This is a genomic window from Sulfurimonas sp. CVO (assembly GCF_009883775.1).
GTDB classification, from domain to species: domain Bacteria; phylum Campylobacterota; class Campylobacteria; order Campylobacterales; family Sulfurimonadaceae; genus Sulfurimonas; species Sulfurimonas xiamenensis.
In genome coordinates, this window is record NZ_CP033720.1 from 650,814 (window position 1) to 663,572 (window position 12,759).

The following is a 12,759-nucleotide window of genomic DNA, read 5'->3' on the forward strand; positions in this document are numbered from 1 at the left end:
TATATGTTTAAATTTAAGTTGTTTTTACTTTCGTTAATGGTGCTTTTTTTATTAGGTTGTGAAAAAAAAATTGAAAAGGGTCCTGCAAAAATTCATTGGGACAGAGATATGTGCACTAGATGTGTTATGGTTTTAAGTGATAGAAAAAACACATTGCAGCTTAAAGATCCAAATACTGGAAGAGTATTTAAATTTGACGATATCGGATGTATGATTCTTTGGTTTGAAGAAGAAAATATAGATTATAAAGACAGTGTTAAAATCTGGATTACTGATGCGAAAACAGGAGAGTGGATAGATGCAAGAAATGCATTTTATACCACAAACAATATCACACCAATGGGTTATGGTTTTAGCGGATATAAATCAAAAGAGTCCATTAAAGAGGGTGAAGAAATTGTTAGTTATGATGAAGCAGTAAAAAGAGTGTTGAAAATTGAAGGATATTAATTTAAAAATATGAAAAATTATATTCAAAACACAATTCTTTTTAAAAATATAGATGAGGAGACAATAAAAAAAATAGAAACTTTTACAACAGAAGAGAAAGTTTTTAAAAATAATATTGTTTTTTATGAAGGGGATAAGCCAAAATACTTATATCTTCTTACTAAAGGTGTTATAAAACTATACAAAACATCTTCTAATCATAAAGAGATAGTGTTAAAATATTTTCACAATAATGAATTAATTGGCGAAGTTGCAAATTTTGAGGGTATTCCTTATCCTGCAACTGCTAAAGCATACAGTGATGTAGAAGTTCTAAAAATAGATTTTGAAAAATTAAAAGAGATTGTTTTCTCAAATCCAAATATGGCATTTAATATTCAAACATCTCTGATTAGAAAGATTAAAAACCTTGAAAACATTATATCTACAAATTTGGTTTTAGACTCAAAAGAGAGAGTTGCAAAATATATTTATAATCACGCAGATGATTTTTTTCAAACAAAAAATGTAGAAATAGCAGAGGTTCTAGGTGTCTCTCCAGAGACACTTTCTAGAATTTTAAAGTTTTTTAAAGACAATAATATTATTAATATTAAAAATAAATATATTGATAAAAAACTTTTAATTAACTTTTTTCAATAAAAGGCTAATCAATAAAATTTATGAATATTTTCCATAAAATTTTGAAAAGTTATATCTTCACCTTTATCTTTTAGATAAGCATTGAGATACGCTTCGCTTGCTTCAATACCTTCGGCTTTTTCTATCTCCAGCAGTTTTGCGTAAAGATCTGATATGATTTCGGTTACATGTTTTGAAATTGTTTTTCTTGAAGCAGTATAACCGATAATTTTGCCTGTATCAGTGTCGCGTCTAGATTCGAATTCTGTAAATACCCAGTAGTATCTTCCATCTTTTGCTAAGTTTTTTATAACTGCATTGATGTTTTTTCCTTGAGAGATTGTTTCCCATAGAAGTTTAAAAACAATTTTTGGCATATCAGGATGTCTAATAATACTATGTGGATTACCTAAGAGTTCTTCTTTTGAATAACCGCAGATTTCTATAAAATAGTCATTACAAAATGTCAGTTTACCATGCTCATCTGTTTCACTAACTATATATCTTTTTGGATCTAACACAATTTCTTCATTTATTGGTGCTGGCTTTTTCATTTTAATTTCCTTGAATATAATTTTTGTTTAACCGTTTAACCAATCAATTAAACCTACTGATATTTCAGTAAAAGACAAAATTCTTTTGCCGTTATGCTCGGATGCAAATTTTTTAGCGGCGTCATAAGTTGCAAAGGGAATTAAATCATCACCAGCAGGTGAAATTGTATTGCTTCCATATACATAAAATGCACCTCTTGCATTAATAGGTTTAAGCGTTTCATAATCTGTTACAACTATATTTTTAAAATCACTTTCGCTTTTAACCCCTACATGATACCATCTTCCAGGAACAAGGTAAAACTCCAACATTGATTTTGGACTGCAAAAGAAGAGTTCTTTGCCACTGTTAAGTTCTATTTTACAAACCCATTGCGGAGCTTCATAAACCTTGAAATTTCTTACAGTACATGTTGTTTCTCTGTCAAAATTCATGTTATATGAATCATTGGCAGTTAAAACACAAACTAGTGCTAGAACCATTAATATTTTTTTATACATAAAAACCCCTTTTATTAAACTAAATCTTTTTTCTCAAAAATTTTAAAACCTATAAAGGCAAAAAATAAACCTATAAATATAGGGTATCCAACTGATAATAAAACAAATGTTTTTTGACTCATTAAATCAAGTATATAGAAAGCAACAGGTCCCATTACCGTCAATTCAGGATCAAACAATGAAATGGCAGCTACTCTAAAGAGTTCCATAGGGTTTATCATAGCTATAAAAATTATTACCTCTTCATTGATTCTTTGCTGCATCATTAATGAGATTAAACCTATATCTATAAAAGCAAGTAAAAATATCCATATAAAAAATGCAATTCCAAGTGCAACTTCAGAAGATTTTACAAAAGAAGATATGAAAAAAGCAATTCCCAGAAAAGTACTTGATAGTGCAAAAAGCAATCCTGTGTATAAAAAGAAAATATTCCAAGGAATATCTGCTCCTTTAAAAAGACCATAAAGTACAGCAAGTATCATTGCAAAAATAACCGGAAGGTATACAGTAATAAATCTACCTATAATTTTCCCCCAATAGTATTGCTTAAGTGAGATAGGGAATGAAAGCATGTACTCTAATATATGGTTATCTCTATCACCGGAGATTGAACGAACTGTTGTGATAAGAATAAAAATAGGGAGAATTACTATGGTAATTTGTATATACATTAGTAATAATCTACTTAGCCCGCTAAAACCCATAACTTGTGATTCTGTTACGCCTGCAATAAAAAAAAGAGCTATAAGCCCCCCAAATACAAGCGAATAAACTAAAAACCATTTGGCTCTGATAGACTCTTTTAAGTCTAAATAAGCAATTAAATATAAATTTTTCAAGATAATCCTTTAATATCCAAGTATCTGTTTTCTGATTTTTGGATTTGCTAAATGCTCACCTCTAAGCATTTTGAGTTTTACTTCATCTATTTTAATATAAAAAGTGTCCTCTTTTTTATGCTCATAAGCAGCAAATCCATAATTCATAGGTGTTTTTTCATTTATTGTATAATACGCATCTTTTATATTTATATATTTATGTGTATCATTTGTAAACACTTCTGCCTTAGCTGCATTTATATCAATTTTTTGATTTTTTGTCCATAAAATTAAACATCCTATATCGTCAAAATAGGATATTTTACCATTATTTTCAAGGTTACATGAATAAATGTTTGATTCAGGTACCGGCATGTTGCACTGAGGGCATATTCTTTGAGTACTTTGTGATGTATTAGACGAGCCGTTTTCTGATGAGCTACAACCTGTTATAAGAGATAAAAATAAAAAATTTAAAATAAAAAATGAAAACTTAAAGCCTCTCATCTGATACCACTTTTCCCATATCCATATATATTTGTCTATTTATAAGCTCTTTTACTTCTTCAAGTCTGTGTGTAACAAATAGAAGAACTTTTTCATCTTCATTTTGCTTTAAAAGTCTATAAAAGTCATCTCGTGCTTTAGGATCAAGATTGGCTGTTGGTTCATCATAAATAATAATATTGCTTTTTTTAGCTAAGCTGATTGCAATAAGTAGTTTTTGTTTCATACCACCGCTCAATTTAAAAAAAGATTTATATAAATTAGCTTTTATGTCAAGTTTCATTTCATTTGAATAGTGCTCTATAAGCTCTTTGTCTACATCTGAACTTATGCTGATATACTGCATAAGTTCATCAATATTTAATTTTATCGGCGGAGGAAGCTGCGGCACAAAACTGATATTTTGAAGCACTTCAGTTCTGTTTTTAACGGGACAGAGACCATTGATTAAAACTTCTCCTGAATTTGGATGATAATATCCAAGAATTGATCTAATAAGAGTCGTTTTTCCAGCACCGTTTGCACCCATTAAAGCTATTGATTCATTTTTCTTAAATTGACAACTTACATTGTCTAAAGAAACATTTGAACCGAATTTTTTTGTAAGATTTGAAATAGTAATCATGTTTTACACCAAGTTTTTTAATCTGAAATCAAATTTAAGAGCATCAACATGACATACATCTATACATCTTCCGCAAAGTGTACAATCAGCTCCTGTTATATACTCTCTTGTGATTCCTTTTTCTTCTCTTTGTTTATCATATTTTGCTTTTGTAATCTCAAGTACTTGATTTTCAAAACATACATCATGACAAACCATACAATGGTCACAGTTATCGTTCCACTCAACTCTAAGAGCTGATACTTTACCTATATAACCGTATGTTGTTCCAATAGGACAAATATAAGTACACCATGCTCTTCTGGAGTAAAAAACTTCAAAAGCAAAAACAACAACAACCCAAAGTAATGCTAAACTCCAACCGTACGCGATCATTCTGCTTAGGATTCCAACAACATTTAATGTTTCAAAAACAAGATAACCTGTTGTAAAAGAGAGCACTAAAAATATTGCCCAAAATATATGTCTGACTCTATGATCAAATTTTCTCTCTTTTATAATTTTTTTATTAACAAGAGTATTGTGGATTTTTTCGCCGATTTCGCTTAAAATCCCATAAGGGCAAACCCATGAACAGTAGCTTCTACCACCAACTAAAAGGTAGAAAATAAGTATAGTTACTGTACCAATAATCATGTTTATAGGCAGCTCAAAAGTAGCTAAAAACAACTCCATAGTAGTAAATATGTCAATAAGATGAAAACCTAAAAACCTTGAACCATTAAGCGTTCCCTCAAGTGTCTGAATATCGATATGAAAAGATAGAAAAAAGAGTAGATGTATGGCTATAACCAATATCCATCTCTTCATTCTATAACTAAAAACTTTTTTCCCATCTTTTGTTCTGTCAAAAAAAGTTGACCAAAAAGTGGTGTTTTTTATCGTTTCTCTATTATTATACTTATCCATTTAATGCTCCATTGTTTTTGCTATTGACACTATATTACTTATTAACTTCAGCAGCGCGAGCAGGGAACTCTCCGATTTCATCCGCAAATTTTCTTAACTCTTCTTCGCTAGTGTTGATTAACAACCCTCTCATGATTACATTCTCTTTTCTATTTGCTTTAAAATCAATTAAGTCTTGGTACAATTTATCAGCATTTTGTCCATAAAGTTTTGGACCCATAAGTTTTCTGCCATCTTGTTCTCCTGAACCATTTGCTCCGTGACATGCAGCACATTTACTTTTGTATGCATCACTTACTTTGAAGTTTCCAATATTCCCAGCTTTTTCTTTAAGCGCTTTTATCTGTTCTGCTTCTTTCTCTTCATCACTTTTTTCTGCTGGTGCTGCTTGTGTTGTAGTAGTTGCATCCGCAAAACTTCCAATACCTTTTGCATGATCACCACCATGATATGCACCACCCTTTGAAGCCACCCATGCCATAAGAGCAAATGTTAAGATTGTTATTATTCCTACGATTGTATTTTTCATATTTTATTTCCTCATTTCTTCTATAGATTTATTAAATTGATGTATTTCATTAGCTAATTCTCTTATTTCTTTATCATCCATCTGGTTAATTAGATCAGTCATTAGCACATTTTTAGCTTTACCACTTTTGAATTCCGCAATTTTATTGTAAATATAATCAGAATCTTTTCCAAGCAGAGAAGGTCCTATAACTCCATTTGCATAATCATTATGACAAGCAGAACATTTGACTATAAATTTTTTGCTTAGTTTTTTAACAAGCATTGAAATTTGTATCTTTTCATAAGGACTTCTTACATATAAATTCGCATCAACTGCTGTTCTTGGTTTGCTTCTAACTGAAGCATCCTCATTGGCAGGCTTTGAATTTGGGTCATACTCACTTTTTATATTGTAATCATAATAGTAAGATTTACTTTGATTTTTGTCGTACTCTTTTTCTGCAACTTTTATTACTCGTGCATTTTCATTTTTAGAAATTTCTATTTTTTGCACAGATGCTTCATTTGAAGACAAAGAGGCAGTTCCTGCTTTTGCTTTCTCATCTTTTTGGCTATTGTCACTGCATCCAGTAAAAATAGTAAACAGTAAAACACTAGAAACACAAAGTAGATTTTTATACTTTGATTTTAAATGGTAAGTTTTCATTTTATACCCTTAACTTTTATTCGCATAATATTCTTCATATGTCATTCTTGGTTTAATAACAATAGATGGAATAGTTGTTGGACAAACTTCTTGACATGCTCCGCAGCCAATACATCCGTCATATATCTCGGGTTTATTTCCGCCGCCACTATCAGGCACCATAGCAATAGCGCTTAGTGGGTTGGGTATAGGACACATATCAGCACATAGCGTACACTGTTTACCTTCATATTGATCAAATTTTTCTAGTAATTGTTCCTCTAGTTCATGCTTATTTACTACAGAATTAGTAAATTTATGCATTTTCTCATTGTATCCCTTAGGGACAGGTGTATTTGTCATTGCAAGACAGGTATCAGGAAACTCCAACACAGCAATTCCCATTTTGATATCTTCTGGTTTTTCACAGTGATGATCCAATGCTCCACTCGGACATGCAAGAACACATGGAACAGCACTACAAGCCCAGCAGCCTCTCTCATTAGCATCTATATATGGCGTACCGACACCATGACCTCTGCCAAAGTCAGCGAGTTTTATTGAGTGATAAGGACAAACTTGAAGACATTGGCCACATTTTATACATAGTGCCAAAAATCTTTTTTCATCTACCGCACCTGGCGGTCTTAATCTGTTTTCTGCTCGTAAGGTATATGGGCTAAATATCATTCCCCCACCTAAAACAAGTCCAAGTACTCCAAGTGTAGAATATTTAATAAATTCTCTTTTATCTGTTTTAACTGTTTCCATATTTATCCTTCTATTTTAACTATTGGCTTTTTATCTTCAAACAAAAAGAGCGGTTTTGAAAAAGGTGCCAGTTTCGATAAAAAATTTAGTAAAGACATAGCCGGTGATCCGTAAAAGAATTTTACATCAGGATTGTAAATCCAAAGCTGATCCGCATATCTATAAACTTTATGTGGCGTGTCACCTATATTATCACCGTTTTTATCAAACCCTTCATAGTTATCCCAATAATTTTCGCTAATATCGTTATTGTAAGTTTTACTTGATCCACCATCATTTACAACATCTTCTATATTTCCCATAATAATATTGTTTTTAATAATATTATCTTCGCTAAGGGAGTGAAAATGGAGTGCTTCTGAGTTGTACAGTATTTTATTGTCTTCAATCCAGTTATTAGTATCTGGTTCAAAAGGAGATCTATCAATATACATTCCTTGAGCACAGTAAAGAACGGTATTGTCTTTTATGGTAAAGTTCGTACACTCTTTAAGACCTATGCCCATACCCGTTGCTCCCAGAGAACTTTTTACAATATTTCCTGTTGCAATTGTATCATTTGAGTACATAAAAAATATTCCTACAGAATTATATCTATAACTATTGTTTCTTACATAGTTTTTACCTGCATACATAAAATGAAGAGAGTATCTGCAATATTCGCCAAAATTCTCTTCAATTATATTTCCATGACTATACCAAACAACCATGTCTCTTGAGTGAATAAGAGAATTTTTTTTGATAATATTATCATTACTATACCAAAGTCTTAAGCCATCTCCCTTTAATCCAAGATCAAAGTCTTTAGATGTTATAGTGTTATTTGATACTATAGAGTTGCTTACCATCTGCATATCTATACCAAAGAGACAGTCATCTATAACGCAGTCACTTATTTCACACTGTTTTCCATCAGATATTTTGATGGCTGCATCTATATTTTCATGTCTGGCACCACTACCGACTATTTTTAAATTTTTAAGTGTTACAAAAGAACTTTTAACAGTTATAACAGTTCCTTCGCCCTCAGCATCGATGATAACACCATCTTCTTTTCCAATAATTGTTAAAGGTTTGGTTATAACAATATTTCCTTTATACACTCCTGCAGGTAATTTTAAAATAGAACCTTCAGGAGCATTGTCAATTGCTTCTTGCAATATATTTGCATTTAACAGTGGCAAAAATAGAGTAAATAAAGCAAAATAAATTTTAAACATTTTTATGCATTCGTTTCTTTAAGAGCTTTTTGTTTTGCAAAAAAAGCAAGCAGACTCAATAAACTAATCGCTAGTATTATATAAAATCCAATTGTTGGATAAGAGTGTGTTGTAAATTGAGCAATTTTCCCGTCTCCAAAAACAGTAGGCATAAAAGGCTTAATTTTAAACATTCCCCAATCATGTAAATTGTGTCCGAACCAATAGAGCCAAAATGAATAATCAGCTATAAACAGCAGAGGAAGGGACGCTGGAACTAACATAATATAGTTTAATATTTTTGAATTGTATGCCATAAAATAGACTATTGCTAAAGATAAAAGTAAAAGAGCATAGATACCTATTTCTCTCTCAATAGTACCTCCAACCCACATTGGGTCCATTCCAACATAGTGGTTAATAGTGTTCATCTCATGAACTTCTCCACTATAGCCGTCAAAATGGAAAAATACAGGGATGCCTTCTGGAAAAGCATCTTTAGGATAGTTTGGCGCTTCAAGTGAAACTGCCCAGATTGGCAATGATGCAGGACCGATTTCTGCTGTAGCTTCAATCATCTTGTCTAAATCATTATGAGCTTCTTTAGGTGTAGTTACACTTTTGTATCTTCCTTGATTGTAAAAATTCCAAACACTTTTGCTAAAAGATGATATCTCATCACTTTTTCCCTCGTCAATTTTGTTTAAAGTTCCATGAAATCCAATCATTGGAAATGTAAAAGAGAGAGTTAGAATAATTAAAGCCAAAGCGGCAAAAACTCTTGCCTTGGTTAAACTTTTGTTCATTGTGAAAATTCCTTTTCTAAGTAAAATAAAAATTGAAGATTATAAAAATAATCCTCAAATTTTACATCAACTATTATTATATAGTAAAATTTTTTTTATAAGTTTAAATAATGAAATTTTAGTATAAATTAAAAAAAAGGAGGAGATTTTATTCTCCTCCTTTTTGTTTTTAACTAAAACCCGTTTTTAGAACAGGTTTGCATTCTCATCTACCCATTTTAGGTATTCGATAATATTTTTAGTCTCTTGTTCATTCATATGCTGATTAGGCATTTTTAGATTAAAGTAATCAATCATACCTTTAACATATGGATCATCATACATTTTTTCAGGTTCCATAATAAAGTCTTTAACCCATTTTTCGCCATCTTCACCATGTCTTTCAAGTACACCAGTTAAGTCTGGTCCAGAAGAAACTTTACCGATAACATGACAACCGCCACATCCGCCTTCACCGAATGCTTTTTCACCAGCTGCAGCTGCTGCAGATTGTTTTGTAGCAATAAGTCTAACAAGTGCATCTTTTGCTCTAATACCAACATCGGCAGTTTTAACCATATATTGCCAGATCATATTTTCAAAAAGAACAGCTTTTTCTAAATCGCCAGCTTTAACAGCTTCGTCTGAAAGTTTTTTCTGTTCAGCAATTTTACCATATTGATCCATTGCATCAACAACTAAGTTTTTAACAACTTCATGCTTTTCATAGTTGTTCTCTTTTAAGAACTTTACAACTGATTGGATAACAGCGTCAGTCGCAGCATTTGTTGCAACAGTTTTGTCATACTCAGCTTTTAATTGCTCAGGAGACATTGTTTGCATTTTTAGTTTTTGAGCACTTACATATTTTTTGTTAGGGTCTTTAACCATTAAGTAACCCATCATCTCTAAGTGTAGTGCAGAACAGAACTCTGTACAGTAGTAAGGGAAAACACCCTCAATATCAGCTGTAAATTTAATACTCGCAGTTTTACCTGGCTCAAGTGACGCGTGAACATCATAGTGGTCAATTGTAAATCCGTGAGTCTCATCTTGAGCACGCTCTAGGTTTGTTAAGTACATAGTTACTTCATCACCTTTATTTACAGTGATTCTCTCAGGGTTGATGTGAGATCTAACAAGTGTAGCATAAACTTTTACTTTGTTTCCATCTCTTTCAATTCTCTCTTGACCTGCTAAAGTTTTACCTTCATGAATTTCATTAGTTCTTGTGTTTGTACCCATTGGATATCTTACATGACCATGAAGTTTCTCAGCTCTGATAGCAACCGCTTGGTGAGGTTCACCTAATGGAATAGGCATATCAACAAGAAGATCCATTTTTTTACCGCTAATATCAATTAGCTGGTGGTTTTGAGGATGCAAAGGTCCAACATTTTGGAATCTATCAATCGCAAGTTTGTTTAGAGAAATGATATATTTTCCTTGTGGATCAGCAGATTTACCCTCCATACCACATAAGTGACCAACATTGTAGTGAACATTTACTTTATCTAATACTTTTAAAGTTTTATAGTTCCATTTTACAATTTGGCTATCAACATATAGTGAAGTATAGATTTCACCATCAACATTTGAGTATTGGTTATGTAATGGCCCAAGACCAAGTTCCGCTTGTCCGTGAAGTGATTTTTTCATATCCAAGATAGGAATACCGTAAGGATCTTTACCTGCAAAATCTTTAGAGTCGATTAGTTTTTTGATTTTGCTCCACTTATAAACAGAAGCATGCGTATCTAACTTACCACAAACAGTAATGTATTCACCATCTGGAGACACATCAACACCGTGTGGAGATTTTGGCTCAGGAATTAAAAAGAGTGCATTGTTCTTAACTGCCACATCCATCATAATAACTTTGTGACCATTTATGATTTCTACATTTTTTTTATCTTTAGCAAGTTCTGCTAACTTTTTCCAGTTATATACATGCAAGAAGTCAGTGTCATTTCTACTACAACCAGCTTCAAATGGAGGCATACCAACTTCTATACCACCTGTATACATTTCAGAGTTAAATGAGTTAGTAAAGCCCCATCCGTCAGATACACCTTTACCTGCATCACTTAAATCTTGCATATATGGAGGCAGTTCTAGAGTAAATGAGTTTTTCTCGTCAATTCTACCGATTTTAGGGTTGAATTTCCATAAAGTTACACCACCACGGTATGTCTCTTTGTACTCTTCAATTGGGTGATAGTTGTTATCAAAAGGAGCAGCATATTGAGATGCTTCTATAATGTAATCACTGTTTTGAGTAAAGAAAGCTCCACCGTGCTCAGATTTTAAAACAGGGTTTACTACAATTTGTTTTGTTTCAAAATCTTCAAGGTCGATAATAGCAACTCTAGGGTTTGCTTTATCATTAATAGCTAGCCATTTACCGTCATATTTTCCATCTTTTTCAGAAAGCGCAGGGTGGTGAGTATCTCCCCAGTTGATCTCTCTGCCTCTGATGTTACCTTGTCTTAAAACTTTTTTTGACTCTTCGTCAAATCCGTATCCTTGCCAAGGCTCAGGAGTAAATACACCTATGTATTTTAAAAGTCTCATTGAAGGAACACCGTAAACTAGCATTTGTCCAGCTTGACCACCTGAACTAAATACAACAAACTCATCCTTCACCCCTGAAGGATTGTAAGTTTTTGCAGCACGAACTACATCTACTTCGCTTAGGCCCCTTTTCTTCATTACCTCTGCTAATTCACCACTGCTAGCAGTTAAAGCTGTTGCAGCAAGTGAAGTACTAGGATAATGGAAGAAAACTTGTTGAAATGTTTTTTCATAATATTCTCCTTAAATTCCTTTGAGTTTAAAATACTACTCAAACGATAAATATTATAGTAATAAAAATAGTAGGTTAAAAATTTGACCTTAGTCAAATTTTTTAATTAATTATTATTTTTAAGTTTATAGTGCGAAATAAGACTATCTAAGTCTTTTTTGAGGTTTTTGAGTTTTATCTCTGCCGAACTTAACTCTTCCAATGATTGTATGATTGCATCCTCTTTTTTTCTTAACTCTTTGTCTCTAGTGTCTTCATTCATTGTATAAATAAGTTCTACCAAATCTTCTATATGATGTTCTACATCTTTTAAAGATTCACATGAGTGATTTATGGAGTTGCTGGAATATTCAATGGAGTTATTAATTTTTTCAACAAGAAGATTGAAATTATTTCTTGCTTCACTTATTTCCAAATTTTTATTTTCTATTTCAATCGGTTTAAGTTCTCTAATGGAAGAGTTTGAAATAATTGCTTTTGATGTAGAGAGAAATTTTTGCATAAATATTATCATTGTTTTTAGTTGTGTAAATATATAAAACAATAGTGATATTAATATGGTAGAAAGTATATATAAAAGTAATTTATATTTTTTTTGTTTTTTATTGAAAGCGGTTTCTTGCGCTTGTATAAATTTATTGCTTTCTATAATCAATTCTAAATTAATGTTATAAATATCTTTTACATCTTTTTCAAGAAGCATATTTGAATAAGAAGATCTGTTTTTAGTTTTATCTCTAAAATGTTGTACTTTAAGGTAAAATTTATTCCATAACTTTAAAATTTTTTTACTTTTTTGCAAACCTTCTTTTTTGTTGCTCATAATATTTAAGAACTGTCTTATACTTTCATCTATACTTTTTGTAGTGCTATCTAAATTTTTATAAATATAAAAAACATTTTTTGAAACTTCCTGCGTGAAATTTTTTTGTTCAATCATTGTATTTATAAGGTTGTTATGTGATTGATTCTCTTTGGCTACATGATAAAAAAGAGATACTAATATAATAGAGAGTATAAATATTAATGCGCCGACTAGTTTAATTTTTTTCAT

At 31.6% G+C, this 12,759-nt stretch carries 15 protein-coding genes; 2 read left to right on the forward strand and 13 right to left on the reverse strand.

Annotation, left to right across the window (positions count from 1 at the left end; genetic code table 11):
* Window positions 1-3 precede the first annotated feature (3 nt).
* Together CVO_RS03370 and CVO_RS03375 are read left to right on the forward strand one after the other, a co-directional pair.
* Window positions 4-450: a hypothetical protein gene (locus tag CVO_RS03370; RefSeq protein WP_152299564.1), complete on the forward strand. Its 447-nt coding sequence runs from the start codon at window positions 4-6 to the stop codon at window positions 448-450.
* 9 nt (window positions 451-459) lie between these two features.
* Window positions 460-1,092 (forward strand): Crp/Fnr family transcriptional regulator, encoded by a 633-nt coding sequence (locus CVO_RS03375; protein WP_152299563.1) that lies wholly within the window; start codon window positions 460-462, stop codon window positions 1,090-1,092.
* 8 nt (window positions 1,093-1,100) lie between these two features.
* Here CVO_RS03375 and CVO_RS03380 read toward each other — a convergent pair whose 3' ends face one another.
* From CVO_RS03380 to CVO_RS03440, 13 genes are all read right to left on the reverse strand, one after another.
* The gene (locus tag CVO_RS03380) at window positions 1,101-1,625 is read right to left on the reverse strand and encodes a PAS domain-containing protein (RefSeq protein WP_152299562.1); all 525 of its coding nucleotides are present in this window, start codon (window positions 1,623-1,625) and stop codon (window positions 1,101-1,103) included.
* Window positions 1,626-1,652: 27 nt separating this feature from the next.
* Window positions 1,653-2,126 (reverse strand): nitrous oxide reductase accessory protein NosL, encoded by a 474-nt coding sequence (locus CVO_RS03385; RefSeq protein WP_152299561.1) that lies wholly within the window; start codon window positions 2,124-2,126, stop codon window positions 1,653-1,655.
* A gap of 14 nt (window positions 2,127-2,140) precedes the next feature.
* Complete coding sequence (locus tag CVO_RS03390) at window positions 2,141-2,968, reverse strand: ABC transporter permease (protein ID WP_152299560.1); 828 nt, start codon at window positions 2,966-2,968, stop codon at window positions 2,141-2,143.
* 9 nt (window positions 2,969-2,977) lie between these two features.
* On the reverse strand, window positions 2,978-3,454 hold the full coding sequence (locus CVO_RS03395) for a hypothetical protein (RefSeq protein ID WP_188093945.1): 477 nt from the start codon (window positions 3,452-3,454) through the stop codon (window positions 2,978-2,980).
* Complete coding sequence (locus CVO_RS03400; protein ID WP_152299558.1) at window positions 3,441-4,079, reverse strand: ABC transporter ATP-binding protein; 639 nt, start codon at window positions 4,077-4,079, stop codon at window positions 3,441-3,443. The genes CVO_RS03395 and CVO_RS03400 overlap by 14 nt, the downstream gene beginning before the upstream one ends.
* Window positions 4,080-4,082: 3 nt before the next feature.
* Window positions 4,083-4,988, reverse strand: coding sequence for a NapH/MauN family ferredoxin-type protein (locus tag CVO_RS03405; RefSeq protein ID WP_159569997.1), 906 nt, complete (start codon window positions 4,986-4,988; stop codon window positions 4,083-4,085).
* A 34-nt stretch (window positions 4,989-5,022) separates the two neighbouring features.
* Window positions 5,023-5,517, reverse strand: a complete 495-nt coding sequence (locus CVO_RS03410; protein ID WP_152299556.1) for a c-type cytochrome — start codon at window positions 5,515-5,517, stop codon at window positions 5,023-5,025.
* 3 nt (window positions 5,518-5,520) lie between these two features.
* Window positions 5,521-6,165 carry a c-type cytochrome gene (locus CVO_RS03415; RefSeq protein WP_152299555.1) on the reverse strand — a complete coding sequence of 215 codons (645 nt, stop codon included), beginning with the start codon at window positions 6,163-6,165 and terminating at the stop codon, window positions 5,521-5,523.
* Window positions 6,166-6,174: 9 nt separating this feature from the next.
* Window positions 6,175-6,915: a 4Fe-4S dicluster domain-containing protein gene (locus CVO_RS03420; protein WP_152299554.1), complete on the reverse strand. Its 741-nt coding sequence runs from the start codon at window positions 6,913-6,915 to the stop codon at window positions 6,175-6,177.
* A 2-nt stretch (window positions 6,916-6,917) separates the two neighbouring features.
* A complete protein-coding gene (locus CVO_RS03425; protein WP_152299553.1) occupies window positions 6,918-8,135 on the reverse strand; it encodes a nitrous oxide reductase family maturation protein NosD in 1,218 nt (405 codons plus the stop codon).
* 2 nt (window positions 8,136-8,137) lie between these two features.
* Window positions 8,138-8,920, reverse strand: coding sequence for a cytochrome C (locus tag CVO_RS03430; protein ID WP_159569999.1), 783 nt, complete (start codon window positions 8,918-8,920; stop codon window positions 8,138-8,140).
* Window positions 8,921-9,106: 186 nt separating this feature from the next.
* Entirely contained in the window at window positions 9,107-11,611 is a 2,505-nt protein-coding gene (nosZ, locus tag CVO_RS03435) for a Sec-dependent nitrous-oxide reductase (RefSeq protein WP_159570001.1), read from the reverse strand.
* 200 nt (window positions 11,612-11,811) lie between these two features.
* Window positions 11,812-12,759 (reverse strand): hypothetical protein, encoded by a 948-nt coding sequence (locus CVO_RS03440; RefSeq protein WP_159570003.1) that lies wholly within the window; start codon window positions 12,757-12,759, stop codon window positions 11,812-11,814.